Annotated in this window: 21 protein-coding genes and 1 pseudogene; 12 read left to right on the forward strand and 10 right to left on the reverse strand. The window is 34.9% G+C overall.

All coding sequences use genetic code 11. The annotated features are described in order from the left end of the window. Window positions 1–16: 16 nt before the first annotated feature. On the reverse strand, window positions 17–949 hold the full coding sequence (locus tag O1A01_RS04295) for a S66 peptidase family protein (protein ID WP_066418177.1): 933 nt from the start codon (window positions 947–949) through the stop codon (window positions 17–19). Window positions 950–1,091: 142 nt separating this feature from the next. Then, the gene (locus tag O1A01_RS04300) at window positions 1,092–1,955 is read right to left on the reverse strand and encodes a dimethylarginine dimethylaminohydrolase family protein (protein WP_270065652.1); all 864 of its coding nucleotides are present in this window, start codon (window positions 1,953–1,955) and stop codon (window positions 1,092–1,094) included. 135 nt (window positions 1,956–2,090) lie between these two features. Here O1A01_RS04300 and O1A01_RS04305 point away from each other — a divergent pair, with 135 nt between their 5' ends. Continuing rightward, the gene (locus tag O1A01_RS04305) at window positions 2,091–3,371 is read left to right on the forward strand and encodes an ATP-binding protein (RefSeq protein ID WP_270065653.1); all 1,281 of its coding nucleotides are present in this window, start codon (window positions 2,091–2,093) and stop codon (window positions 3,369–3,371) included. A gap of 253 nt (window positions 3,372–3,624) precedes the next feature. Here O1A01_RS04305 and O1A01_RS04310 read toward each other — a convergent pair whose 3' ends face one another. From O1A01_RS04310 to O1A01_RS04325, 4 genes are all read right to left on the reverse strand, one after another. Then, entirely contained in the window at window positions 3,625–5,118 is a 1,494-nt protein-coding gene (locus tag O1A01_RS04310; RefSeq protein WP_094366039.1) for an MFS transporter, read from the reverse strand. A 420-nt stretch (window positions 5,119–5,538) separates the two neighbouring features. After that, window positions 5,539–5,856, reverse strand: coding sequence for an antibiotic biosynthesis monooxygenase (locus tag O1A01_RS04315; protein WP_066418185.1), 318 nt, complete (start codon window positions 5,854–5,856; stop codon window positions 5,539–5,541). Window positions 5,857–5,969: 113 nt separating this feature from the next. After that, window positions 5,970–7,520, reverse strand: coding sequence for an alkaline phosphatase family protein (locus O1A01_RS04320; protein WP_270065654.1), 1,551 nt, complete (start codon window positions 7,518–7,520; stop codon window positions 5,970–5,972). Window positions 7,521–7,680: 160 nt separating this feature from the next. Then, entirely contained in the window at window positions 7,681–8,292 is a 612-nt protein-coding gene (locus O1A01_RS04325) for a LysE family translocator (RefSeq protein WP_066418188.1), read from the reverse strand. A 168-nt stretch (window positions 8,293–8,460) separates the two neighbouring features. On the opposite strand from O1A01_RS04325, the gene O1A01_RS04330 reads away from it, so the two are divergent. Further along, window positions 8,461–10,158 (forward strand): methyl-accepting chemotaxis protein, encoded by a 1,698-nt coding sequence (locus O1A01_RS04330; protein WP_235858190.1) that lies wholly within the window; start codon window positions 8,461–8,463, stop codon window positions 10,156–10,158. Window positions 10,159–10,568: 410 nt separating this feature from the next. Here O1A01_RS04330 and O1A01_RS04335 read toward each other — a convergent pair. Continuing rightward, window positions 10,569–11,440, reverse strand: a pseudogene (locus O1A01_RS04335) (aminoglycoside phosphotransferase family protein). 174 nt (window positions 11,441–11,614) lie between these two features. On the opposite strand from O1A01_RS04335, the gene O1A01_RS04340 reads away from it, so the two are divergent. The 6 genes from O1A01_RS04340 (at window position 11,615) to O1A01_RS04365 (ending at window position 19,490) form a co-directional block, all read left to right on the forward strand. Further along, the gene (locus O1A01_RS04340) at window positions 11,615–12,358 is read left to right on the forward strand and encodes a DUF3784 domain-containing protein (RefSeq protein ID WP_066421882.1); all 744 of its coding nucleotides are present in this window, start codon (window positions 11,615–11,617) and stop codon (window positions 12,356–12,358) included. A 139-nt stretch (window positions 12,359–12,497) separates the two neighbouring features. Beyond that, window positions 12,498–14,192, forward strand: coding sequence for a putative bifunctional diguanylate cyclase/phosphodiesterase (locus tag O1A01_RS04345; protein ID WP_270065656.1), 1,695 nt, complete (start codon window positions 12,498–12,500; stop codon window positions 14,190–14,192). A 194-nt stretch (window positions 14,193–14,386) separates the two neighbouring features. Beyond that, window positions 14,387–15,553, forward strand: a complete 1,167-nt coding sequence (locus O1A01_RS04350; RefSeq protein ID WP_066421887.1) for a TraB/GumN family protein — start codon at window positions 14,387–14,389, stop codon at window positions 15,551–15,553. Between the two features lie 301 nt (window positions 15,554–15,854). Next, window positions 15,855–17,243, forward strand: a complete 1,389-nt coding sequence (hemG, locus tag O1A01_RS04355) for a protoporphyrinogen oxidase (protein WP_066422037.1) — start codon at window positions 15,855–15,857, stop codon at window positions 17,241–17,243. A gap of 403 nt (window positions 17,244–17,646) precedes the next feature. Then, window positions 17,647–18,093: a MarR family winged helix-turn-helix transcriptional regulator gene (locus tag O1A01_RS04360; protein ID WP_066421758.1), complete on the forward strand. Its 447-nt coding sequence runs from the start codon at window positions 17,647–17,649 to the stop codon at window positions 18,091–18,093. Next, a complete protein-coding gene (locus tag O1A01_RS04365) occupies window positions 18,093–19,490 on the forward strand; it encodes an MATE family efflux transporter (protein ID WP_066421760.1) in 1,398 nt (465 codons plus the stop codon). The genes O1A01_RS04360 and O1A01_RS04365 overlap by 1 nt, the downstream gene beginning before the upstream one ends. A gap of 48 nt (window positions 19,491–19,538) precedes the next feature. Here the strand turns inward: O1A01_RS04365 and O1A01_RS04370 are convergent, their stop codons facing one another. Continuing rightward, on the reverse strand, window positions 19,539–20,402 hold the full coding sequence (locus O1A01_RS04370; RefSeq protein ID WP_066421763.1) for a TetR/AcrR family transcriptional regulator: 864 nt from the start codon (window positions 20,400–20,402) through the stop codon (window positions 19,539–19,541). Between the two features lie 183 nt (window positions 20,403–20,585). Here O1A01_RS04370 and O1A01_RS04375 point away from each other — a divergent pair, with 183 nt between their 5' ends. Beyond that, on the forward strand, window positions 20,586–22,130 hold the full coding sequence (locus O1A01_RS04375) for a DHA2 family efflux MFS transporter permease subunit (RefSeq protein ID WP_066421770.1): 1,545 nt from the start codon (window positions 20,586–20,588) through the stop codon (window positions 22,128–22,130). A 121-nt stretch (window positions 22,131–22,251) separates the two neighbouring features. Then, window positions 22,252–22,776 (forward strand): CBO0543 family protein, encoded by a 525-nt coding sequence (locus O1A01_RS04380; protein ID WP_270065657.1) that lies wholly within the window; start codon window positions 22,252–22,254, stop codon window positions 22,774–22,776. A gap of 78 nt (window positions 22,777–22,854) precedes the next feature. Here the strand turns inward: O1A01_RS04380 and O1A01_RS04385 are convergent, their stop codons facing one another. Next, the gene (locus O1A01_RS04385; protein WP_066421776.1) at window positions 22,855–23,004 is read right to left on the reverse strand and encodes a BH0509 family protein; all 150 of its coding nucleotides are present in this window, start codon (window positions 23,002–23,004) and stop codon (window positions 22,855–22,857) included. A 164-nt stretch (window positions 23,005–23,168) separates the two neighbouring features. On the opposite strand from O1A01_RS04385, the gene O1A01_RS04390 reads away from it, so the two are divergent. Then, window positions 23,169–23,774, forward strand: a complete 606-nt coding sequence (locus O1A01_RS04390) for an SAM-dependent methyltransferase (protein WP_270065658.1) — start codon at window positions 23,169–23,171, stop codon at window positions 23,772–23,774. Window positions 23,775–24,305: 531 nt separating this feature from the next. Beyond that, window positions 24,306–25,529, forward strand: a complete 1,224-nt coding sequence (locus O1A01_RS04395) for an IS110 family RNA-guided transposase (protein ID WP_270064820.1) — start codon at window positions 24,306–24,308, stop codon at window positions 25,527–25,529. A gap of 220 nt (window positions 25,530–25,749) precedes the next feature. On the opposite strand, the gene O1A01_RS04400 is transcribed toward O1A01_RS04395, so the two are convergent. Then, window positions 25,750–26,700 carry a sensor histidine kinase gene (locus O1A01_RS04400; RefSeq protein ID WP_270065659.1) on the reverse strand — a complete coding sequence of 317 codons (951 nt, stop codon included), beginning with the start codon at window positions 26,698–26,700 and terminating at the stop codon, window positions 25,750–25,752. Window positions 26,701–26,726: the final 26 nt, after the last annotated feature.

The following is a 26,726-nucleotide window of genomic DNA, read 5'->3' on the forward strand; positions in this document are numbered from 1 at the left end:
AAAATGGGGGTCAGAACTAGCTCTGACCCCCGTTCACTGTTGGTTCTAAAACAGTTAAAGTATTATTTGTGGTGTTGAGAGTAACGTTAGCCCCGACTGGAATAGCAGCTTTGTATAATCCATGGCCAGTTGCAAAATTAATCATTAACGGTTTCCCGAGAGGAACAAGTAGTTCATTAATTAAATTCAAATATGATTTTCCATAGGAAACGAGACAATTCGTACATTCTCCCATAACGATACCTATACAGTCTGCAAATTTTCCTGCCTGTAAAAGTTGGATGAAATAACGGTATACGGTAGTAGAAGGAGCATTCGTTTCCTCTAAAAATAATATTTTCCCTTTCGTATCAATTTCATATGGTGTTCCTAATGTGTTAACGATGGAAGTAAGATTTCCACCTACAATTGGACCAGTCGCATTTCCTGGAACTAAACTAGTTAATGGCATATTAGGTGGATTTTCAATCGTTCTAGGTGAAGTGCGAGTAGAAGTAGCTGCGTAAAATTGATTGAAATTATATTCGGGAGTTTCTAGACGAAAGTCGATGAGCATTAAACTATGAAATGAAATTAAATCACTAAATTGGTATAAGCTATTAAGCAAAACGGTAATATCACTATATCCAGAAATGATTTTAGGATTGGCCCGTATTACATTGAAATCTAAATAAGGGAGTATGCTTTGTACACCAGTTCCACCACGAGTGGGCATAATCATTTTAACGTTTGGATTTTGAAACATAGTCATTAAATCTTCCGCTCGTTGTGGCGCTGGGGATGCCTCAATCCCTTGATACGCATACATATGTCGTCCATAAGCAATTTGAAATCCTTGGTTTTGTAAATATTGAATTCGGTTATTTATAATGTTGGCATCTAGTGGACTTCCTAGTGTGACGATACCTATCACATCGCCAGCTTGTAATCGTGGTGCTTTTATCGCCATTTGACTTCACTCCTTATCTTTATTTCCGTACAATCGATGATAATAAAGAGTATTAGTAGCGAAACGTAATTATGTCAAAATAATCATAGAGAAGAAGTTAAAAAAATACTTGCCACATGACAAGTATTGTAAGTTATTGTAATTATTCGCTCGTGCTCCGTAAAAGTGGCATCGTACAGCAACGAAAAGATCCGCCAGATTTAATAATTTCTGTAATATCCACTTCAATCACTTCAAAGCCTTTATTCCGTAATTGTTCATTTACTTTTTTATTAACAGGCAAGCTAATAATTTTATTGTTCCCGATTGCTAACACATTAGTTCCAAGTGTAAACTGTTCATCCTTTGATACTTCGATTAACTCATAACGGGAAGAAAAAAGTTCAATATCCTCTTTCGTTAAAGCTTCTGGATATATTAAAGCAACGTCGGGAGAAACAACATTAAAAACACAGTCTAAGTGTAAAAATGTTTCTATGAAAGGGATGCCTTTTACATCAAAGTCAGAAAGTAGTCCTTTTAAATGCTCGACTGCTTTTTCATTTGTTCGATCACTTAAACCGACATAAACTGTGTCTCTATCGATGATAACGTCTCCACCTTCAATTCTATCTTCGAGTAAGTTGAAGTAGGAGATTTCTTCATCATCTAACCATTGCTTTAAAACGTCTTCCTCTCCTTTTCGAACTTCACTCGCCATTTTAGCAACGAAAGTCGTTTGACCTAAAGTAAAGCCGATATCACGTGTGAAAACTTGTTCTGGAAATTTTTTATGATAAGGCAATAAAATAACTTCAATATCATGTTCGCGCATCGTTTGTACAAATTTATAATGTTGTTCAACCGCTTTTTCAATATGTATTCCTTCATCTTTGAATTTTTTCTGTGTTTCGTTTATCACATCACGAATCGTCATATAGTGCGGCTCGCACACGATGACTCTTTTTAACGGATCATACTCAGAAAAACAAGAAACTTTGCTATGAAAGGACGGATTTGTGCTCATCCTATAACCTCCTAAAACCGTTTGATTATAGGTTTCACAAAATTGGTTTTAATTATTTATCATTGTATAGTCATTGGGTTATAAAGATTGTAGAATAAGGATGAAAGTAAAATAACAGTAGGCAGGGAAAAAATAATGAGTAATCTTCTGTTTGAATATATGAAAGACTATTTAGTAAACATGCTTTTTATCATTTTACCTATTTTATTCTCCCAATCTATCATTTCTAAGGAACATACAGCCTTTGAAACAAATAAACAAAAATTTGTTCTTGCCATTATTTTTTCTGGGACAAGCATATTATGTATGAGCTTTCCGTTCGAGTTAGGGGATACGATTTTAGATTTGCGGCTCATACCTTTTGTTATTGGGATGTTATATGGGGGAGTGAGAGTCGGGCTAACGATTATTTTTTCTTCCCTTACCTTTCGCTTTTTCTTAGGAGGAATCGGATTTTATTTAAGCGTAGTAGAATATGTTATTATATTTATTTTGATATATTTTGTATTAAAAAATTACCGCTCACTTTCTTTATGGAACAAAATAATTACTGTTTCAATAGTAACTGTAATACCTACTTTAATTTTACTGCCTTATGCTTGCTACATTATAGGGAGTAGTGTTGTTGTAAAAGTAGCTATTCTTTTATCAATTATTAGTTTTTTTAGTTTATGGTGTAGTATTTATTTAATGGAGAGTACTATTGAAAAAGTACATATGATTATCCAATTACATAAATTTGAAAAGGAAACGATTGTTAGTCATTTAGCCGCATCTGTTTCACATGAAGTACGAAACCCATTAACGGTTACGAAAGGGTTTTTGCAATTGCTAAAAGAAAAATATAAAGACACGGATGATAAGTATTACTTTGAATTAGCATTAGAGGAGTTGCAAACTGCAGAATCGATCATTTCCGATTATTTAACGTATGCAAAACCGTCTATGGAAAATCAAGAACCGCTTAACCTATTTGAAGAAATGCAACGGTCTATTAATGTTATTAAATCGTATGCCCAAATGCACAATGTTGATATAAATGTAGCAGGAGAAGATATAAGCTATAAGGGCGACAAAGAAAAAATCCGTCAGCTTTTTATTAACATTTTCAAAAATTGTATAGAAGCGATGCCGGACGGCGGAACATTAACAGCCTCGATGTTTTGTGATCAGCAAATAGAAATTACGATTAAAGATACTGGAGTAGGAATGACAGAATCACAGCTTTTAAGAATCGGTGAACCTTTCTTTTCTACAAAAGAAAACGGAACAGGTTTAGGTATGATGGTTGCTTTTAGTGTAGTTAAAAGTATGGGTGGAACATACAAAGTATTGAGTAAAGAAGCAGAAGGGACAAGCTTTCATATTTCTTTACCGTTAACTTCAAAGAAGCAAAGAAAAACGGGGCTGTCCTAAAAGTCAATAGAAATTGACTTTTAGGACTTTTATTGTTCGTTTCCCTTATAAGGATTCTAAAATATTAATTAGTTGTAAGTACAAATGTTTCATTAAATTGGTTGTGTTTGCTCCAATCTATAGAGAATGAACACTTTATACCACTTATTTTGTATCTACTTTCTGAATGAAAGCATTATAAACAAAACAGTGGAAAAACGATTCGTTTCTCCACTGTTTTGAGACTTACTGGACAGCCTGGTTAATTTGTATATTATTTTACTTGCTCTTCCGGGACCGTAATTTGGCCTTTTTCTACAAGCATTTGCTTAACTTCAGCAATTTCGGTTTGGATTTGTTCCATACGCTTATCATCAAGCTCATAAAACTTCATCGCAATTAATGAAATAATCCAACCGATGATCGGAATACCGAAGGCAAGGAATAATGTCATATAAAACAATTCATTTGTTAATGGTGTATCTACTTCAGGAAATACCGTTTTAAACCCAATAAGGGAGAGCATTAATCCGATAATAGTTGTTGCAAGTGAAGAAATCATTTTATCGATGAAAGAGAAAATGGTTCCAATCATCCCTGGTACGTATCTCCCAGTAATGTGCGTTTCATAATCGGATGTATCCGCTATCATTGGAATTACGATGTTACCAGTTAACCCCATGAATGCTTGACCTAATATATAAAATACAAAAAATGCAATGGTAGCGATTCCAATATTAGATAAAGAAATGGAAGCGGGATCGCTAACAGTGAAGAATAATATTAGTAGTAAACTATAGGCTAGTACAGCACCCCAAGTTGCTTTAACAAACGTGTTTTTCAATCCTCGTTTTCTAGCATAGCCTACACCGATAAACGTAATAATTAAAGTTGGAATCATCGTAAACATAGAAATTGTTCCACTTAGTGCATAATCTCCCAATAAAATTCCGAATAACATGACTGGAATAACAGGATTCCTTAAAATAGACCCAGCTAATTTATCAGTAGAAGCTGCAACAATTAACATTTGTAAAGGTCGGTTTCTTTTAATTACCGGCCAATAATCTTTAAAGGAAGTTTTGACAGATTTTTCAGCAAAACCAAAGTATTCTGTTCTATCTTTTTCTGCGATAGAAATAACAGCAAGAATAGTGAAGATGGAAGCTAAAATAATAGCTAATGTGTTAAATTCTGTGAAGAAGGCTTGGTTAAAACCACCATGCTTTGGAACTAAATAAGATGCTACATAAATTTGCCCACCAATAAAGACGATCGTATTGTACGTTGCATCAAAAGCTGAGAATAGTGGTCTTTGCTTCGGGTCATTTGTTAATACTGTTTGTGCAGCTTTCGTACAAGCAGTTTGGAATGTGTAACCGATAATGTGGATTAAATAAATCACAATGAAAAATGGCATGACTAATTTCTCAGGTAAATGATGAGTTACATTAAATAAAACAAGGACAGTTACTAATAAAATGATATTCCCTAATAGCATAAAGGGCCTAAACTTCCCGAATTTCGTATTTGTTTTATCGATAATGTATCCGATAATAGGGTCAGTAAACCCATCAAAAAGTCGAGTAGCTGTTAATATTACACTAATTGCAACTACTGCTAGTCCAGCAATTCCCGTTGCATAATAAGAAATAAATCCCATTAAAAACATATAAAGGTTTGTCGCAGTATTATTTAATGCGAAAAGTCCAATTTGCCAAGTTTTCGAACGGTTAACGAATTGATTTGACATAGTTTGTTCTGTCATTTTGTTGCACCTCTTTTCTAAAAAATCGCTTTCATTTCCAGGAATCCGCTTACATTAAACAAGAAAAAAATACAGTTTTAACTGTTATTGTGTTAAAACGCTTACAAATAATACGAAAAGGGGAAATTAGTTTGTTCAGAAAACAAACTAATTAGTTGTAAATATAGAATAACACGATTTCACTAGAATGCAATAACTTTTTGCTTTGGAAAAATGACAAATAAAAAGATTACATACAAATAATATTGTATATAATCTTTTAACAAATCTATATGAATCAATGATTCTTCCTTCTTGTTCTTTTGGAAAATTCACTAGGTGATAGGGAATTGATTGTTTAAAAAAACTCTACTGAAATAGTTTATATCGTTAAAGCAAAAAGCAGGGCCATATTAAAAGGGACCTGCTTTCTATGTTAATTTAGAGAGGCTTTTTAACAGATACAACATTGTAAACTCCACCCTCAGAGTGAACAATATAATCTGGTTTTGGTTGACCTAATTTAGCTTTGTGACCAGCAATATGTGCATCGCTTTTTTCCCATTGCTTCCAATGTTCTTCGGATTCCCAACGTATTTGGACAATCACTTCTTCATCGCCACGGCGAACTTTTTTTACCATTACAGTTGAATCAATAAAACCTTCTTGTTGTTCGATAATTCCTGGTTTGCTAAAACGTTCAATTACTTTGTCAGCATTTCCCTCTGTGACAACCGTTTTTCTTAATTGAATAAACATAAAAGCCTCTCCCATCAATATGTATTTACATCTATTATATTGATAATGATTATCATTGTCTATTATTTTGCTTTAGAAAACGAAAAGAGAGGATATTCATCCTCTCTTAAGCGCTATTCATCAAACAAGTTTAAAATATAATCTTTTAAGTCAACAATTCGTGGGTTTTCAAACTCTTTATCTGTTCCAGAAACGATTAAAACAGCTAGCGTTTCATCACGATGTAATCCACCATGCTCTCCACCACCGTTATGGACAGGTGTTGTTTCCGAAAAAACAACAAAGCCTGGTTTCGCCGTAACGATAATAGAGTTAGGTAAGCTATGCAGAGCGCTATATAGTTGATTTAATGCATCCGGATATTCGGTATAGTTTATTAATTTATCTTCATCAGACATTTCTAATTTCAATACATCTACTTCTCCTTCAATAGTCCACTGCTGGCCATATGAATCTTTCCACTCTCCGCCTTTTTTGAACTTTAAAGGTTGATGATAATCTGGACTCCAAGCTTCAATCCAGCCATTTTCCTCAGAAGCAACAATCGCCATTCGTGGATCTTGTAATCCAGCATCAACAAGTTCTTCTTTTTGAATTTGTTTATTTATTGGATAAATGTAAGCAGAACGGTGATTATTCGCAATGACGATATCACCACTTGACGGCTTTTCACCAAAAGGGGCAATATTATATTGATTATATAGTTCATGTAAATTTAACTTTGCTCGTTCTTCATTTTCCACTAAAGAGGCTTGGCCGTGATCACCAAAAAGGATAAACACATTTTGCTCTAATGCTTCCTCCCAGCTTCCGTAAGCATCTAGTATACGCTGCAAATGATCATCAACCGTTTTTAATCCGTGAACATAAGGTGGACCATTTCGGTGAGTTCGCTTATCCATATCTGGAAAAAATGCTAATAAAAAGGGAGGTTGTTCTTTATTTTTTATAAGTTTTGTTATTGCTTCTGTTGCATAGTAATCAGATAACCCAGCTTTTAATAATAGGGCATCAGGCAATAATTCCGTTTGTAATTCTTTAGGGCGATAAAAGGTCCCGAAAGATAAAATATCAGGTCCGTTTGTTTTAATTTTTTCACTAAGTCCCGTAGTCCATTGTATGATAGCAGGAGGCTCGATTTCATGCTCCGTTTTTCCGCGATACAGTAACAAGTTAATCGCTCCTGATTTAATGCCTCTGTCATGTAGTTCTTCAAAAATAGTAGTAGTTTCTTTACTTAAATGGACGTTATTTAAATTGTATAAGGAATCCTCTAATGACTGTTTAAAACCGAGCTTTCTATAAGTTTCAAATGATGTTCCATAGTCAATAAGCCGATCATTTTTGACATCATACCATGTTAAACCAGGTACAGAATGTTTATTTGGCATTTCACCTGTAATTAATGTACTTTCAATGGACACAGACATGGATGGGAAAGGGGCAACTAAGTCATTGTACACATTGCCATTTTCGACTAAGAATTGTAGTGCTGGGAATTTATCTGCTTCCTCTTTTAAGCTTGCATGTACCAATTCTCCGGTCATTGAATCAACCATGATCATAATGACATTTTTAGAAGAGTTGTTCGCATGTTGAGTAGATTCAGCTTGTTGACATCCTAACAAACTAAGGCAAAGGAGTAGTATGTAACATTTTCTCATCGGTTTCTCTGCTCCTTTATTAATAATAATTTACATTAGTATCTATAAGATGGATGAAAATTATTTATTGTCGGAAGTAATTTAGTTCAAGATAGTTCACCTAAAATAAAAAGAAGTTGCACATAATGATGCATCTTCTTCGTATAACTTATAAAATTATTTAGCGTTGCCTCTCTAACGCTAATTTTAAACCGAATCCGATTAAAACGATTCCTGTTGCTCTATCCATAACACGTTGAACTTTTGGAGATAAGAGCCATTCTCGAATAAAGTGAATAAAGAAAACATATACAAAAAACCACGTTATGGAAAGTAGTGTGTAAGTTACTCCCATTAAAATTAATTGTTTCGTTGCATTACCTTCGACTGATACAAACTGCGGTAAAAAAGTAAGAAAGAAAACCGCAACCTTTGGATTTAATACATTAGTTAACAGCCCTTGAGTAAAGGCATTCTTACCTCTCTCCTCTGTTTTCTTCGTACTACTGTTCTTTTTCTTCGTGATGAAAGAAGTTACCCCTAAATAGATTAAATAAAAGGCTCCTACATATTTAATAATTTCAAACGCAAGTGCTGATTGTAGCAAAATAGCAGAAAGACCGAAAGCGGCAGCTATTGTATGAATAAAACAGCCAGTTGTAATACCTAGCGCAATTTTGAATCCATCATGTTTTCCATCGGATATTGTTCTTTTCGTAATTAATGCTGTATCTATACCTGGGCTCATTACGACAAACAAAGATAATAGGAAAAATGTAAAAAAATCGTTCATCAACTATCCCTCCATCAATAGCAATTGTATATATTATAGTACTTTTCTAAATATTCTCAATAAATATAAAGGCTCTTTTTAGAAAAATATACAGAAAATTAACATAGAATTAACACTTTATCGGTATAATTTTCGTATTCAAGTAGCGAGTACTGGAGGGGTTATATTTTGAAGGGTGTTTTTATAAAGATAAAAAATGTACTAGAAGACTTTACACTAGGAGCAAGGCTATTAACAATTGTCATATCTATTTTCATTCTATCCATAGGAGTTGTTGGGATTAGTTCGTATTTCAATACGAAAAACTTCGCACTTGAAACGATTGAAAACAGGCTAGTACGAGAAGCAGAAGTAATGGCATATATCTCCGAAAATTTAAAGTTTTTATACATAAGTGAGGAAAGCTATTTTCAGCAGCAATTAGAAATAAACGTTCGATATCAACAGAATAAGTTAAAAGAGGAAGGTATTGAATCCAATTATTTTTACATAGTAGATGAACAAGTTTTTCCTTTTAAAGTAAGTGAAAGTGTTGATCCTAAATTCTCGGAAGAACTAATTAAACATATTTCTGAGTCTAGAACAGGAACAAGGCATGAAAGAATTGCGGGTACTAATTATACAATCGTATATCATGACTTGAAAGAAATTAATGGGATATACGTGATGCTTATACCGACGAATACGTATTTAGGTTCTGTTAGTAGTATGGCAACGTTTAATGTTATTGCTTCTATAATAGGAACAATTATTTTTATTATTATCATTAGTTTGTTTGTTCGTACTGTTACAAGACCATTAACAAGTTTGCGAAATACGATGAGAGGCGTTAGAGAAGGGAATCTACAAAAGATTGTAAATGCCCAAACGACGGTACCTGAGATTGTTTCGCTGAGCAAAAGCTACAACAGTATGATTGATCAAATGAAAACAATTTTACAAGAAATTAACCATACAACAAAAGAATTGGAGTCAACCGGTCAACTATTAAATCATTCTTCAGAAAATACGTTAAATTCAAGTCAACAGTTAATTGAAGCGATTAACACTGTTAGAATTGGAGCAGAGCAAACGGCTAGTCATTCAGAATATAGTGTTAATAACTTTAAGGAAATGAATGAGCGAATTACTTTGATGATTAATAACATGGAAAATGTGTTCCAAAGTTCAAAGACGATGAATGGCTCAGCGAATGATGGAGAAAGAAATATTGATACATTAATGTCTACCATTCATCGATTTAAAAATGATTTTGCGCTTTTAACAGATACGATAAAAGAAGTGAATAGTAACTCGAAGTCGATTTCAAAGCTAGTAGAGATTATTCATAACATTACAGAGCAAACAAAGTTGTTAGCGTTAAATGCATCTATTGAAGCTGCTAGAGCAGGAGATGCTGGAAGGGGCTTTGCAGTTGTTGCAACGGAAATTAGAAAGCTAGCAGATCAATCTTCTCTTGCTGCTACAGAAATTACAGATACGATAACGAATATGGAGAACATTACTGTTGTTGCTACTGAACAATTTGATGAAATCTTAATAAAACTGAACACAAATATTGAAATGGCATCAAATTCTAAAGCTTCTTTTGATGTTTTAATGACCGAAATACATGGATTAAATAATTTCTTGAATCTGATAGAAAAAGAATTAAAGAATGTGGAAGAAGTATTTCCAGAACTAGAGCAGGCGACAGTTAATCTTCTATCGGTATCTCAAGAAACATCGGCTAGTACAGAAGAAATGTTCTCGATTAGTGAAAATCAAATTGAGCAAATGGAAAGAACAAATGAAATAGGAAAAGCGTTACATACATTGTCCGGAACGTTATCTAGTAAAACGAAAAGATTTACGGTAGAACAGTAAGAGGTTGGGACATAACTATTTTTATCAAAGTAAGAACAAAAAACAGTAGAGTGGAAATAACCCGCTCCGGAAATATATTTCGCTTTCCGCGGGCGTGTCTAGTTACGGCGGCTTGGCCCTCGAGACATAAGCCAGTCACTTCCGTTGGGCAAAGAGCGCCCAACTGCAGCGTCTGTCTTATGCTTGTCGGGCCAGAGCGAGCCGCCTTCACTTTTCGTACTGGTGAGCCTCCTCGTGCTAAAGCACTGCTATCTTCTCACCTATGCCTTTCCTCCCGCAGGACAAGGAAAGCTTCGGCAGCGAAACATCGCACGAAGAAAAATGCGGAGGCATTTTTCGAGGAGTCTACGTATATTTCCTCCGCTAATTCTGCGATAATCGTTTTTTATCATGATTATTTTAGTTTTGTCTCAGCCTCTTTCTATTAGTTGTTGAAAAACTCCGATACTATGAAAGAAATTTTCATCTAAACTGCCTTCTTCTACGGACCAACACGTGCTTAATACGCTATGGGCAAATCCCCAACCTAAAATGCGCTCCTTATTCAAACCTAACTGTTCTACTAATATATTTATTCGCCTATCTAGTATTGAAATTTTATTTTCATAAGGTAATTTGTTTAATAAAAATTGAATAACATCGTATTCCCGATCCCCAACTAATCCTTTAGGTCAATGATTTTCCACTCATTATTGTCAGATTGAAGTATGTTGTAATGATGTAAATCACCATGAAGTATGTATTGTTGATCAATTGTTTTATGTAATTGTTTAAAAAGTGTTAGAGCTTCATATAAAATTACTTTAGAAATAGGACCACAGCCATTCCAATTCGACTGCACTATAGATTCAAGGCTTTTTTCTCTGTCTGTCATTGTTGGAAGGTTTAATTGGTAGTGAGAGGGAAGAGGCCTCCACAATTTTGCCATGACCGTCGAAGCTATTTCTGTCGCTTCTACGTCATCATCTACAGTAGCTAACGTATTTCCTGGCTGTATTTTTTCTAACAATAACACCCCGTTAGCAATATCCTCATCTACTAATTTTACAACAGAAGGACTAGCTAACATACGTAACGTTTCATATTCCATTGTAAAAGAAGGAGTAGGCACACCTATCTTAATAACGAGTTCTGTTCCATCTTTACGAGTAGCAGGTGCTACATAGTTATACGATAATTCATAAGGTCTATGAATGTTCAAATGCCAACGCTTTTCATAGGAAGAAATGATCGTTTCTAAGTTAGTTAGAAAATCCTTTCCTTTCTGCCCGTAAACTGCCATAATTTTATTCGTAAACTCACTCTGTAGTTCAAGCAATTTTTTCAACCTCCTATTACCAGAATGATATTGAAACTTTTTCGTCTACCACTCGTAAATAAAGTAAATACACCTAATTCTTTTTCGATTAGACTTCCTTTTTTTAGCATATCATATAACGAATGGAGGTGCGTAGGTATGTCAAAAAGTACAATCATTTTTATTATTACAATGGGTTTTACTTTAATCATACATGGGGGACTCACCTACTTAGTAGTGAAATTAAAAAACTACTCGCTTATTAACGGATTTAACAACAGACCGCTAGAAGAACAAGAGCAGTTAATAAAAAACGGCTATCCGCAAGCTATAGGTAAGCTACTTCTCTATACATTTTATATTCTTTTCGTATCTGTTATTTTAGGAATATTTCAAGTCCCGTACGGTTTTGAAATAGGCTTAGCCGTCTTTTTAATCGTATTGCTAGGCGGAATCATCTATATTCAAAAATATGACCTACCTTCTAAAAGGAAAAAAACGACTTTATGGACAGTAATATTTTCTGTCATAACATTCCTTTTTATTGGACTGACATTATTAATCGGGTTTCAAGATAACAAAGTCGAAATAACGGATAATGAACTCATTATTTCAGGAAACTACGGGGAAAATTGGAAGCTAGCTGAAATTGAAGAAATTGCACTACTAGATGCTTTACCAGAGGTGGAAATGAGAACGAATGGATTTGCAGCAGCAGGTCGTTTAAAGGGTAACTTTCGTTTAGAAGAACCATACGGAAGAGGAAAGCTTTTCGTGTATAAAAATTATGCTCCATTTCTTTATATAAAGAATGGGGAAAGTTATATAATCATTAATCGAAAAGATCCTCAAGAGACACTAACGCTATATAATGAATTATCTAATGTTATAAACAGCTACTAATACCTATTCAGTCGAATAGGTATTTTCTATTTCCAATGTACGCATGGGTAAAATGTCATAATCTGTTCACTTTGATACATACGTAAAATGTTATTGCAATATATAATTAAAGTAAAAACTCTAGGTGATAAACGTGAGGATGAACGGGGCTAATTTTAACGAATATTTATTGGAAAAAGAATTGTTTGATATAAAGTATGCTTTAGACCAATCATCAATCGTAGCTATTACAGATAGCTATGGAAAAATAATATATGCTAATGACCATTTTTGTCGTGTTTCCAAATACAAGAGAGAAGAGCTAATAGGTCAAGACCACCGGATTTTAAACTCCGGCCACCACGATAAACAATTTTTCAAACATTTATGGAAAACGATTACGTCTGGAAACGTTTGGCGTGGAGAAGTAAAAAACAAGGCGAAAGACGGCACTTTCTATTGGGTTGATACGACAATCGTTCCTTTTTTAAGCGATCAAGGGCAACCGTATCAATACGTCTCCATTCGTAATGATATAACGGAAAAGAAAAAGGCAGATAATGTTATATACCATTTAGCGTATCATGATTCGCTAACAGATCTTCCAAATCGTAAATTTTTTATGGATTATTTCCAAAAGGAGATACACCAGGCAAAGCGTGTAAAAGGCAAGCTATATGTTATGTTTTTGGATATTTATAGATTCAAGCGGATTAATGATGAAAGAGGCAGAGAGTTTGGTGACTTAATATTATTAGAAACAGCTAATAGACTAAAGCAATGTGTAAGTGATACGGATATTGTTGCTCGCTTTGAAGGAGACGAATTTGCTATTCTGTTATCCAGCGTTCATGACAAAACCGAAGTAGACAAAATTGCAGAAAAAATTAAAGCTCTAGTTTATGAGCCAATTCAAGTAGGCGAGCAATACTATCAAGTAAGTAGTAGCATTGGAATTGCTGTATACCCAAATAATGGGCTAACATCAGAAATATTATTAAAGAGAGCAGATATTGCACAGCAATCAGTGAAAGATGTTGGAAGAAACGGATTCCGATATTTCGTAGACGATATGGAAAAAGCATCACTTGAGCGTATACATTTAGAAAAAGAGTTAAAAAAATCAATACAAAAAGAACACTTTTTCCTCGTATACCAACCGAAAGTAGACTTGAGAACAGGAAAGCTAGTAGGTATAGAAGCGTTAGTGCGTTGGAATCACCCTGATTTAGGTGTAGTATCGCCTAGTAAATTTATTCCAATTTCCGAAAAAACTGGACTAATCATTCCTTTAGGACAGTGGATTTTAGAAGAAGGGATAAAACAAACGAAACAATGGAAACAAAAAGGGTTGGCTCCTGTTAGGTTATCTATTAATGTTTCAGTCCCGCAACTTTGTGAACCGAACTTTATAAATAATATAGAACAGTTGTTAAAAGAATATAAATTGGATCCTCAATGGATTGAACTAGAAATAACGGAAAGTATATTTGTTGATATTGACAATGTGATCAACACACTAAAGCAACTTAGAGAAATGGGTGTTTACCTTTCTATAGATGACTTTGGTACAGGATATAGCAATTTTAGTAACTTAAAAGATTTACCGATAGATATTTTAAAGATTGATGCGTCCTTTGTACGGGATATTGATCAGCAAAAACATAGTCGTTCGATTGTAAAGGCAATTGTTTCTTTTGCTACAGAACTAAACATTGGGGTGATAGCAGAAGGAATTGAAACAGTAGGTCAAAAGAATATTTTGTTAGAAGATGGCTGTCACAATGGACAAGGTTATTTATTCAGTAAACCGTTAGTTAGTAGCAAAATGGAACAACTATTAAGAAAACCGTAATGGGCTACTAACAGTGGGGAGTATCAACGTAAATAATAATATTAAGTCTTTATAAATTTGGATGTCTTTCCTGTTCAAAGGAAGGACATTTATTCATTATGTCGAACACTATATAGAACGAAATCTTTTTGGTAAAATATTGTGATAGAATGTAAACTATATGAGATGCGATGACGTATTAAAGGAAGGTACATATGACGGAAGGAAACATTACAACGTTAAATTATGAAGGTAAACAAATAATCTTAATTGGTACTGCTCATGTTTCGAAAAAAAGTGCAGAAGAAGTAAAAGAGGTAATAGAACGAGAACAGCCTGATACTGTTTGTGTGGAGCTGGATGAGCCGAGATATCAATCGATTATGGCAGGCAATCAGTGGAAGGATATGGATATCTTTAAAGTCATTAAGGAGAAAAAAGCATCCCTTCTTTTAATGAATTTAGCCATTTCGTCCTTTCAAAAGCGGATGGCGAAAGAAATGGATATTAAGCCTGGTCAAGAAATGATTCAAGGAATTGAGTCAGCTAAAGAAATTGGTGCACAATTAGTGTTAGCGGACCGCAATATTCAAATTACGTTTGCTCGAATTTGGGGTAATATCGGCTTATTCGGTAAAGCAAAATTATTAATGCAAATTATTTATAGTATTTTTAGCAATGAAAAAGTATCGGAAGAAGATCTAGAAAAATTAAAATCACAAGATATGTTAGATGCAATGTTGGAAGAGTTCACGGAATCTTTTCCGAAATTAAAGACGCCACTTATTGATGAACGAGATCAATATTTAGCTGAAAAAATTAAAAGAGCACCTGGAAATAAAGTTGTAGCTGTTTTAGGTGCGGCTCACGTGCCAGGTATACGGAAAGAAATCTTTAAAAAGCACGATTTAAAAGAATTAACAAAATTACCACCAAAATCGAAAGCGCCAAAAATAATCGGCTGGATGATTCCAATTCTTATTTTAGCTGTTATTGCGTATACATTTATTTCAAACCCTACAGCAGGGATGCAACAGACGATTAGCTGGATTTTATGGAATGGTTCCTTTTCGGCAATCGGAACAGCAATCGCCTTCGGTCACCCATTAGCTATTTTAACCGCCTTTTTTGCGGCACCTATAACATCACTGAACCCATTACTTGCAGCAGGCTGGTTCGCTGGATTAGTACAAGCGTTACTTCGTAGGCCTAGTGTTCGCGATTTTGAAAGATTATCAGAAGACGTTTATAGTGTGAAAGGCTTTTGGAATAATAAAGTAACTCGCATATTGTTAATTGTTGTATTGGCAAACTTAGGAAGCTCACTCGGTACACTAATCGGTGGAGCGGATGTTGTCCGCTTATTTTTAGAAAACTTATAATAACTAATAGTGAAAAGGCTGAGACAAAACTAATATAATCTTGATAAAAGACGAACGATTGTAGAATTAGCGGAGGAAATATACGTAGACTCCAGCGGGAGGCTCACCAGCCGCCCGCGGAAAGCGAAGTATATTTCCGGAGCGGCTTATTTCCACTCTACTTTTTGTTCGTCTTTTACTTTGATAAAAATAGTTATGTCCCAACCTCTTTCACTTTTTTGTAACATGAGTCACATTAATAAAAGAATAAATATGGTATTATTTTGTTATCAAAAGAAACGTATTGGTGGTGCCTAATGTCATGAAAACAGTTTTAGTTGTTGGTGGAGGAATAACTGGTTTATCGGCAATGTGGGAGTTGCAAAAATGGAAAAAAGAAACGAACGCAGATGTACGTTTAATTTTGGCAGAAGCTTCGAATCAGCTTGGTGGTAAAATCCGGACGGTTGAAAATAACGATTTCATTATGGAAGCTGGAGCAGATTCCATTGTTGCTAGAAAAGCAAACAGTATGTCGTTTATAAAAGAGTTAGGGCTAGAAGATAGTGTCGTATACAATGCAACTGGCCGTTCCTTCTTATACAACGAAGGTTCATTAAAAGCAATTCCAGCTGATACAATTTTCGGAATCCCTTTATCGGTTGAATCATTAGCTACAACAGATTTAATCTCTGCAGAAGGAAAAGTTGCTGCGTTAAAAGATTTATATATAAAAAATGATACATTTACAAAAGATGATTCGATCGGAGATTTTTTAACGTATTTCTTAGGAGAAGAACTCGTTGAAAAGCAAATTGCACCAGTACTATCTGGAGTGTATTCAGGTGATTTGAAAGATTTAACGATTTCCTCTACACTACCTTATTTATTTGATTATAAAGAGGAATATGGAAGTATCATTAAAGGTTTAGAAGCGAATAAGAAAAAATTCCAAAGTGGCAGCGGGAGGAAATTCATCTCTTTTGAAGGTGGAATGGGTACTTTAATAGATACGTACGAACAGAAATTAGACGAAGTAGAAATTTGGAAAAACGAGCGAGTGACAAGTATCGATAAAAATGATGGGTATTATACGGTTTCTTTTCAAAATGGAGAAAAAGTAGAGGCTAACTATGTAATGTTAAGTGTTCCTCATAGTGTAACTGCTTCACTTTTAGCAGATAAATCCATTCAAGACGAGTTCCAATCATTTGAAAATAGCTCGCTAATAAGTGTATATGTTGGATATGATGTACCAGATTCTATACTACCTGCCGACGGTACTGGTTTTATTACGGTTGATACAGATGCCCTTTCTTGCAATGCTTGTACGTGGACAAGTCGTAAATGGACCCACACCTCTCAACAAGGCAATTTACTCGTTCGTCTTTTTTATAAAAGTAGTCATCCGTCCTTTCATTCGATAAAAGGAATGAATAAAGAACAATTACTACAAATTTCCCTCGAAGATGTGAAGAAAAGTTTAGGTATTACTGCAGACCCAGTTACTACCGAAATTACGGAATGGCTAAACAACATGCCAACGTACCAAATTACACATCCGCAAATAGTTTCATCACTAGAGGGAAAATTAGAAGCTACTTATCCAGGGATACTTTTAGCTGGGTGTTCCTATTATGGTGTAGGCATCCCTGACTGTATTGATAACGGGATGGTTCAAGCGAAAAAGATTATTGATACGTTTGAATGAAACTAGCGAAAAAACACGTAACTATATGTTGCGTGTTTTTTTATCGTTTACCAGGAAACTATATGAGTGGAAAGTTGTGGGTAACCACTAACTTTGTGTTACTACGTCTAGCTCCGTCGCTTAGGCCCTATTAAACTTCCCGTTCCGTCCGTACGATAAGTCAACATCGGCTCCTCCGTCGCCGTGTTTCCTTTATCTCCTACCGGAACAGTCCAGTTTGTATGGGCCAGAACGAAACGCCTGCGCTTTTGTTCTTCTATTCCTATCAAAATTCGCCTATATGAAAGCAACTTTAGTAACACGAATTATTAGGGAGCTAAATAAAATGAGTTTATTGATTGTATTACTTATAACATGATGTTATTATATGAAAGTGTTTTTTTAGTTAGGGAGGTAACTAATTTTGGAACGTAATATCGAAAAAAAGTTTGGATATCAAGTGGGAATGGTTGCCCATTTGTATCATAACTTATCAAACGAACGGCTAGCTCATTTTGACATAACAGTAGCTCAAGCGAGAGTATTATATATTTTAGTGCAGCACGGTCCACAAACTCAAGTAGAACTTCAACAGCAATTATATGTAAAAGCATCAACGATGACTGGGATTATCGATTCACTACTAAGCAAAAGCTTAATTGGAAAAGCAGATAGTGAACAGGATAAACGAGCAAAAATTATTACTGTTACAGATAAGGGGAAAGAACTAGATCAAAAAATTTGGGAAGATATGTCCGATATGGAAGAAAAAATATTGGCTGGATTCTCTAAAGAGGAATTAGCACTATTTAAATTTTGGCTAAGTAAAGTAAAAGATAACATATGTAAATTGAACGAGGGGGGAGAATAATGAATCCTAAACAACAAACGGAGCTATTAGGAAAACAAAAAATTACAACGTTGTTACGTAACCTTTCTATTCCTGCAATGATTGGTATGTTCGTGATGACATTGTACAACGTCGTAGATACTATTTTCATTTCTTATGGAGTTGGAATTGATGCAGTTGCCGGAACAACAATCGCCTTCCCGTTAATGATGATTGTCATGGCAGTATCCGCAGCATTAGGGATGGGAGGAGCTTCTGTTATCTCTCGTAGATTAGGAGAACAAAGAGGCGGAGAAGCTAATTTAGTATTCGGTAATATTATCTCCTTAATTATTATTGTAAGTATTATCGGACTTTTCATCGCATTTTTTGCATTAGAGCCTTTATTATTACTATTTGGGGCAACTCCTACGACTTTACCGTACGCGATGGAGTACATGTTCCCAATCATGTTTGGTACCTTTTTCTTTTCATTCGGATTTGCTGCGAATAATATTGTTCGCTCTGAAGGGAATGCCAAGTTTGCCATGTACACGATGATTGTCCCGGCAATTATTAATATTATACTAGACCCAATTTTTATTTTTGGTTTTAACATGGGGGTTCGTGGTGCAGCTATTGCAACAGTCATTTCCCAAATAGCAGTTACAGGGATGATTTTTCAATACTTTTTAGCAGGGAAAAGCTCTTTATCTCTACAGATGGAAAATTTAAAGTTGAAGTTTGGGATTGTAAAAGAAGTATTAGCAGTAGGTATGCCTGCATTCGTTCAACAAGCAGCGGGAAGCTTAATGATGATTGCGATTAATGCAATGCTTATCCAACATGGGAGCGAAATGTATGTTGGTATTTTTGGAATCATTCAACGTATTTTAATGTTTACTGTTATTCCGATTACCGGAATTATGCAAGGTATGATGCCGATTGTCGGATATAACTACGGGGCAAAGCAATTCGAACGGATGCGAGAAACGATTTGGATTACATTGAAAATCGTAACAGTATGTGCTGCTGTTATTTCGTTAATGTTAGTGTTTATACCTTCCCCGTTCTTACGTATTTTTACGTCTGATCCGACAGTCATAAAAGAAGGATCATTTGCGATGAGAATATTATTTATTACTTTTTTTGTAGTAGGGGTTCAAGTAGTTGCGGGTGGCCTCTATCAAGCATTAGGAAGACCAAAACCAGCTTTAATATTATCACTGTCGAGACAAATACTATTTTTAATTCCATTAGTATTAATATTACCTCAATTTTTTGGACTTATCGGTGTTTGGCTTGCGTTCCCAATCGCTGATATATTATCGTTTATTTTAGCGTCCGTATTGCTATATCGAGATCGTGATACTATTTTAGTAAAGGGTAAAAATGAAAGTGTGCACGAAGAAAACGAAAACGTTGTACTTCCATCATAAAAAAATGCTACAACCATAAAAGGTTGTAGCATTTTTTATCGGTATATATTACATAAATTCTATAATAACTTTTTTTAGCTCTTGTAATTCACTTGATGGAAAGTGCTTTTCTAATGTGTTCAACGTACTTTCAATTAGGAATTTTCGAGGTTTTTTTGCATCAATTAGTTCATCCTCAATAAATTCAACGAGTTCCACGTATTTCATTTCGTTTTCTCCGAGCTTTCCTTTTAGCGTTTCAATTTCCTCGCGTAAACGACGACGTAAGTTTTCGTGTTTATTTTGGTCTTTTGGAATCCAGTTATTTATTAATTCTGGCTCGAACAATTGACTTTTTGTCCGGTAAGATTCTTCAATGATATGAACGATTTTGTCTACTGTAAACTGTACTACAAGTTGTAAGTTATCATTCTTTCCATGTGCTAAAGCTTCGTAACGTAAATTTTGATGAAGTAAACCCATGAACATAATGGCTCCATCTAATAAATAGGCTTTTTTTTGTTCTCCGAAAATATCAATAAACCGATTGAACACCCAATTGATTGTTTTTATTTGAACACCAGTTATAAATTGTTTTAGCTCTTCATCCTTCGAGAAAAAAGCTTCTTCGAATAAAGGAAGAACACGATTAGCTCTGTTTTTTCTTAACTGAAATTCCATTTGTTGTATAAAAGGGTCGAGAGATGTACGATCTTTCCCGTTTAAAATGGCTTCCCGCTCTTTTTCTAAATCAACGTAAAGAGATGTAAAAACTTCTTTAAATAATTCATTCTTAGATGAAAAATAATTATAAAAGGTACCTTTTGAAATTCCGCTAGCGTCTAATATGTCTTGAATGGACGTAGTATGGAAACCTTTATTTATAAATAGTTGATGAGCTACTTTTATAACATGTAGTTTTCGTTCGTTCATATAATCACCTTTCATCTAAATTGAACTATTAGTACAAAAATAATAGTACATGATTTTCTTCATCAGTACAAACACTAATTTAATCAGAAGATTTACCAATTGAAATAATTGAACTAATGGTATATTATATAGTTTATATAACGTAAGTATAAATAATGAACTTTAAGTATAGGGGGAAATTACATGGACCAATCCATAAAAGAGACTTCGCGTCCTCCATATGGAATCCTCACCGTGTTAATGATTGGGGCTTTTATTGCTTTTTTAAATAATACTTTACTAAATATTGCTTTACCGTCGATAATGGTTGATTTGAATGTAGAGCCTTCAACCGTCCAATGGTTAGCTACTGGATTTATGCTTGTCAATGGAGTATTAGTTCCGATGACAGCTTTTTTAATTCAAAAGTATTCTGTCCGTCATTTATTTTTAGTGGCAATGGGCTTATTTACGATAGGGACAATAGTTGCAGGAGCAGCTCATATTTTTCCTATTTTATTAACAGGTAGAATGTTGCAGGCAGCTGGTTCTGCCATTATGATGCCTCTTTTAATGAACGTAATGTTAGTAAGTTTCCCTGTTGAACGTAGAGGTTCTGCTATGGGGATGTTTGGACTAATTATGATGGCAGCTCCAGCAATTGGACCGACTTTGTCAGGGTGGATTGTTCAAAACTATGATTGGAGAATGCTCTTTCATTTCTTAACTCCAATTGCCATAATCGTTGTCTTAATAGGGTATTTCTTATTAAAAGATAAAAAACAAAAAGTAAATTTGAAATTAGATATTTTCTCGCTTGTCTTATCAAGTATTGGGTTTGGAGGAATTCTTTACGGATTCAGTGCAGCTGGTAATGCTGGATGGGGAAGCCCGCAAGTATACTTAACCATTATTGTCGGTGCAATAGCTTTACTATGGTTTATACTACGCCAATCTTACCAAAAGAAACCAATGTTAAACTTCGGTGTGTATCGATACCCAATGTTTGCTCTTTCTTCTGTTATTACGATGGTCCTTAACATGGCGATGTTTTCTGGGATGCTATTATTACCTATCTATGTTCAAACAATACGTGGAATTGACCCATTTGAAGCAGGATTAATGCTTTTACCGGGTGCTTTAGCAATGGCCTTTATGTCACCAATTACAGGAAAGCTATTCGATAAATTTGGTGGAAAAGTGTTAGCAATCAGTGGTATTACGATTCTTGTTGTTACAACGTATTATTTAAGTGAGTTAACGATGGAAACGACATACGGGTTTTTAATGGTTCTTCACGCAATCCGAATGTTTGGTATTTCGATGGTAATGATGCCTGTTTCTACAAATGGTTTAAATCAATTACCTAGAAGCTTTTACCCACACGGAACAGCGATGAATAATACATTGAACCAAGTTTCAGGTGCCATTGGAACGGCGTTACTCGTTACAGTAATGGCAAACAGAAGTGTAACACACGGAAATGTTATGATGGAAAAAGCTGTAGGTGATCTAGGAAGCCAACCGTCGGGAGCGGCATTAGCAGCATTAGAGCAAGAGGTTTCCATGCTAGCAACGTTAGAGGGAATTAATGATGCGTTTTTTGTAGCAACTTGCATTTCTGTTGTTGCGCTAGTTTTAGCCTTCTTCATCAAACGTGCAAAACCGATGGAAGAGCCAGATACAAATCCTGAGGGCCAAAAAGAAGAAGCAAAAAAAGTTCAAGCCAAGTTAGTAGAGGTTAAATAAGGAAAAGCGATGTGGATTCTACATCGCTTTTTTTAGTTAATAGGAGCAGCACAGTATAACTTCCAAATATTTGAAGAAAATAAAAGTGGAATTATTGGAATATGATAATTAGGAGAAAATAATGCACTTTATATTTAACGGTTTATTTTTTATTGCTGGAGTAATATGGGGAGATTGGAAAAGGTGGAGACTTTATTATCCAACTATCCTTTTTCTTATTTGTGTAGATTTGTTGAAAAACTTCCTTTTCTATAACTATTCTATGTGGACATACGAAGAAACATTTTTTGGCGAGACTATATTACAAAACCACACATTTATCAATTTGATGATTATGGTAATTGTTTATCCAGCAACTGTTTTAATATATCTTGGACGCTTTCCACAAAAAAGACAAAACCAATTTTTCTGGATTTTATTTTGGATCGTTACATATTGGGTTGTCGAGTACGTCAATTTAAACTACTTAAATTTAATCAATCATTATAAAGGTTGGAATATGAAATGGTCATTTCTATTTCTTATTGTCATGTTTGTCATGTTAAAGATTCACCACAAAAATCCATTATTAGCTTGGGCATTATCTATCCTTTTCATTTTATTTTTATGGAATGTTTTTGATATATCAGTTGAAATATTAAAATGAAACCTTCCTAAAAGTATTGTTTTTAATCGAAAATCTACTTTAGCCTTCATAAAAAAACTCACCAGATGGTGAGCTTTTTTAATTATGATGATCAAACACCATTTGTTCGTAAACTTTATTGTATAAATGCTCAATATCATGGTCTGTCATGTAAGCAAATGTAAGTGGGTCTGTTCCTTTCATTAACTCAAGAAATTCGATCATGTTTTTCCGTTCAACTCTACTCATTTTTTATATTCCTCCTTAAGTTGTATTAATACAGTTATATTATAATTTATTTTATTATATAACAGAATATTCGAAAATGGTACACATTTTATAAAAATTTTTCCGTAATTTTTTTCGTATGTTATATTGGTGATGGAAAGAATAAGTTTTTAGGAGAAATATATATGCAAGAACAGTACTATGATCAATTATTAAATATTGAAACATCAGAGGTGCAAAAAGGATTTCATTCTTCCTTCCATTATCATCGATATGAGCCTACACCCTATGAGGCGCTTGTATTATTCTTCGAGCAATATTCGTTAACGAACAAAGACCGTATTATTGATTTTGGTTGTGGAAAGGGTCGGTTGAACTTTTTTGTGCATCATTTTTTTGGTACCAGAGCAACAGGTATTGAAATGGACGAAACGTTTTATAAAGAAGCCCTTCAAAATAGGCGGAAATATTGGTTAAAAAGAAGAGAAATCGGCGACCAAATTCAGTTTTTTCAATGTTTAGCTGAAAACTATTCAATAAGTAAAGAAGACAATGTTTTTTATTTCTTTAATCCTTTCACCGTTCAAATATTTATGAAAGTAGTAAGAAATATATTAGCTTCATATGAGGTGGAACCGCGTAAACTTGATATCATTCTTTATTATCCTGCAAACGAATATACGTATTATTTAGAAGAACAGACTCCTTTTTACTTATTTCAAGAAGTACCGTTACCTCGTTACGAACATAACCCGTATGAAAAGTTTTTAATTTATCGATTAGATTGTTAAAGAGGTTGGGACATAACTATTTTAATCAAAGTAAAAAACGAACAAAAATACTCGGGGAAAACCCGCTCCGGAAATATACTTCGCTTTCCGCGGGCGTGTCTAGTTACGGCGGCTTGGCCCTCGAGACATAAGCCAGTCACTTCCGTTGGGCAAAGAGCGCCCAACTGCAGCGCCTGTCTTATGCTTGTCGGGCCAGGTCGAGCCGCCTTCACTTTTCGTAGCTGGTGAGCCTCCTCGTGCTGCGCACTGCGGGGTCTCACCTATGCCTTTCCTCCCGCAGTCTTTCATGTATTACAAGCTATACACCACAGAGAATGAAAATGGTTTTTGCGTGGCTATACTAATGCTACGGCTGGATGAGGAAGGTCGTGACTCCTTGGTGTGTGTGAGCCCTCCCCGCAGTCTGACTCCTTCGACCACGGTGCATCACAGATTGTTGCTCCCTTTATGGGAAGCACTCATGGTAGATTAACCCTATTCTGGTTGTTGCACCAGCCTCAAATTTGCTTTGCCGTAGAAAGGATGTTTTCAATGGAAGTAATCATTGAGAATGCTTGTGGTATGGATGTCCACAAGGATAACATTACTGCATGTGCCATTACAGCAAAAGGAAAGGAGATTGAAACTTTTTCAACTAAAACTATATATCTTATAGAGTTGGTGGACTGGGTTAAGAAACACAACTGTACCCATGTGGCGATGGAAAGTACAAGTGTCTACTGGAAACCTATTGTCAATTTACTAGAAGCAGAAGGTATTGAATTTCTAGTTGTGAATGCTCAACATATTAAAGCTGTTCCTGGGCGTAAAACCGATGTGAAAGATGCCGAATGGATTGCCAAATTACTTCGTCACGGTTTACTTAAAGCTAGTTATATTCCTGACCGAAATCAGCGAGAATTACGTGAACTTGTGCGTTATCGTCGTAGCATAATTGAAGAACGTGCCAGACAATATAATCGGATTCAAAAAGTGTTAGAAGGAGCTAATATCAAGCTTGGCTCTGTTGTTTCTGACATTATGGGAGTTTCTTCTCGTGATATGCTTCGATCCATAGCGGAAGGGAATGAAGACCTTGAAGAGTTAACAAACTTTGCGAGAGGAAGAATGAAAAATAAAAAAGATGAATTGAAACTCGCACTTCAAGGGTATATTCAAGAACATCAACGATTTATGATAAAAACGATTATGGATCATATCGATTTCCTAACTGAGCAAATCGATAAACTAGACAAAGAGATAGAAAAAAGGATGGAAGACGATCAAGAAGACATAGATCGTTTAGATTCCATTCCTGGCATTGGAAGAAAAATGGCGGAACAAATGCTTGCAGAAATTGGTCCAAATATAAAAGAGCAATTCCCGACTGCACCCCAACTATGTTCATGGGCGGGTTTAGTTCCAGGAAATAACCAAAGTGCTGGAAAACGTAAGTCATCCAAAACGATGAAAGGAAACAAATATCTTAAATCAGCACTCATTGAAGCAGCTCATTCTGTTCGAGGGTCTAAAAACTACCTTGGTGCACTTTACCGTCGGACTGCTTCACGTAAAGGTAAAAAGCGTGCAGCAGTTGTTGTAGCCCATGCGATGTTACGAATCTCCTATTATCTCTTAACACGAAAGGAAATGTACGTAGATCTAGGAGAAGACTACTTCGATAAGCAAAGACAACAGTCCATTGTTAGACATTCACTACGAAGATTAGAAAATTTAGGCTACACCGTGACACTAGTTGAACCAAAAGTTTCATAAAGCGATCCCAAAAAGTCGATAGATTTTTGAGTATGACGCTCTCCTCAAAAAACAAGAATAAGCTGCGTCTAATTTAGTATTGCCATTTTTCCATATTTTAGTGTTATATTTTCATGGTAGGAGTCTACGTATATTTCCTCCGCTAAACCTGCAATATTTCGTCTTTTGAGGTGATTACATTAGTCTTGACTCAGCCTCTTTAACTTTTGAAAGTTATGTATTAATGAATAGCCGGTATTTTTATTTTTACAGAGAATTGCTCATCTTTGTAGGTGAAATCAAGTAATCCGTTATATTGCTGGACGGTTGAATGAATTATTTTAGTGCCGAGTCCTTCATGGTTGCCACCTTTCGTTGTTTCACCGTACTTATCATAAAGACGATCTAAAACATTTGAAGTTAATGGCAATGAGTTATTTTTGCATATTAATATGTAAAGTCCGCTTCTTTTATAAAATTGTAAAGATAGGAGTGGCTGCTCCTCTCTTTCCTTTAGCCAATCTTCACATGCTTCTACACTATTTGTGAGTAAATTACTAATGAGTGCCACTGTATCCTTATCGGTAAGCGGTAAAGAGGATATAGGAACATCTAAATCATAATAGACAGAACAACCTATACTTGTAGCTCGTTTATACATTTGGTGTAAAACAGCTGCAACTACTCCTGTTTCTCCTTTAATGGAGAGGTTAGTTTCCTCATAACTATCTACTAACGAATCTAAGTACGTTTTAGCTTCTGAATTGCTTCCTTTTTCTAACATATAATGAATAGCGGAAATATGCTTTAAAAAGTCGTGCCGTTCACTACGCAGAATGCGAAACGTTTCATTTAGACGTGTTTGTTGAGCTTCAAACTGTTGAACTTCTTTTCGTACTAAATTCCTTTCTCTGGCAGCCTGCACTTTCCCAATTTCAATTAATATAAAAACAATAAGGAGTGTAGTAGTAAAAACAGTAGTTGGTATTAATAGACAAAATGAAACAATGAAAATTTGACCTAAACTAAATACTATATTTATCGTTGATTTCCAGTTTGGAACTGTTGGTTTTATGACGATAAGACAAATATATGTTAGGACAAATAGTAAAACTGTGACAGTGTATAAAATAAGATCATTTAAAATTAATGATAGTAGTCCGTATGTAAGTATCGTTGCTAAAAACGACATAAACCCCCAATACAAAAATGAGTCTT

The organism is Sutcliffiella sp. NC1, assembly GCF_027594365.1.
GTDB lineage: Bacteria > Bacillota > Bacilli > Bacillales > Bacillaceae_I > Sutcliffiella > Sutcliffiella cohnii.

Bases quoted from the DNA above. Each gene is read 5' to 3' on its own strand.
- O1A01_RS04345 (WP_270065656.1), top strand. From the start codon at position 12,498: ATGAACGGGGCTAATTTTAACGAATATTTATTGGAAAAAGAATTGTTT.
- O1A01_RS04295 (WP_066418177.1), bottom strand. From the start codon at position 949: ATGGCGATAAAAGCACCACGATTACAAGCTGGCGATGTGATAGGTATC.
- O1A01_RS04310 (WP_094366039.1), bottom strand. From the start codon at position 5,118: ATGACAGAACAAACTATGTCAAATCAATTCGTTAACCGTTCGAAAACT.
- O1A01_RS04400 (WP_270065659.1), bottom strand. From the start codon at position 26,700: ATGTCGTTTTTAGCAACGATACTTACATACGGACTACTATCATTAATT.
- O1A01_RS04325 (WP_066418188.1), bottom strand. From the start codon at position 8,292: ATGAACGATTTTTTTACATTTTTCCTATTATCTTTGTTTGTCGTAATG.
- O1A01_RS04350 (WP_066421887.1), top strand. From the start codon at position 14,387: ATGACGGAAGGAAACATTACAACGTTAAATTATGAAGGTAAACAAATA.
- O1A01_RS04300 (WP_270065652.1), bottom strand. From the start codon at position 1,955: ATGAGCACAAATCCGTCCTTTCATAGCAAAGTTTCTTGTTTTTCTGAG.
- O1A01_RS04320 (WP_270065654.1), bottom strand. From the start codon at position 7,520: ATGAGAAAATGTTACATACTACTCCTTTGCCTTAGTTTGTTAGGATGT.
- O1A01_RS04340 (WP_066421882.1), top strand. From the start codon at position 11,615: ATGTCAAAAAGTACAATCATTTTTATTATTACAATGGGTTTTACTTTA.
- hemG (WP_066422037.1), top strand. From the start codon at position 15,855: ATGAAAACAGTTTTAGTTGTTGGTGGAGGAATAACTGGTTTATCGGCA.
- O1A01_RS04395 (WP_270064820.1), top strand. From the start codon at position 24,306: ATGGAAGTAATCATTGAGAATGCTTGTGGTATGGATGTCCACAAGGAT.
- O1A01_RS04315 (WP_066418185.1), bottom strand. From the start codon at position 5,856: ATGTTTATTCAATTAAGAAAAACGGTTGTCACAGAGGGAAATGCTGAC.
- O1A01_RS04305 (WP_270065653.1), top strand. From the start codon at position 2,091: ATGAGTAATCTTCTGTTTGAATATATGAAAGACTATTTAGTAAACATG.
- O1A01_RS04390 (WP_270065658.1), top strand. From the start codon at position 23,169: ATGCAAGAACAGTACTATGATCAATTATTAAATATTGAAACATCAGAG.
- O1A01_RS04385 (WP_066421776.1), bottom strand. From the start codon at position 23,004: ATGAGTAGAGTTGAACGGAAAAACATGATCGAATTTCTTGAGTTAATG.
- O1A01_RS04375 (WP_066421770.1), top strand. From the start codon at position 20,586: ATGGACCAATCCATAAAAGAGACTTCGCGTCCTCCATATGGAATCCTC.
- O1A01_RS04380 (WP_270065657.1), top strand. From the start codon at position 22,252: ATGCACTTTATATTTAACGGTTTATTTTTTATTGCTGGAGTAATATGG.
- O1A01_RS04370 (WP_066421763.1), bottom strand. From the start codon at position 20,402: ATGAACGAACGAAAACTACATGTTATAAAAGTAGCTCATCAACTATTT.
- O1A01_RS04365 (WP_066421760.1), top strand. From the start codon at position 18,093: ATGAATCCTAAACAACAAACGGAGCTATTAGGAAAACAAAAAATTACA.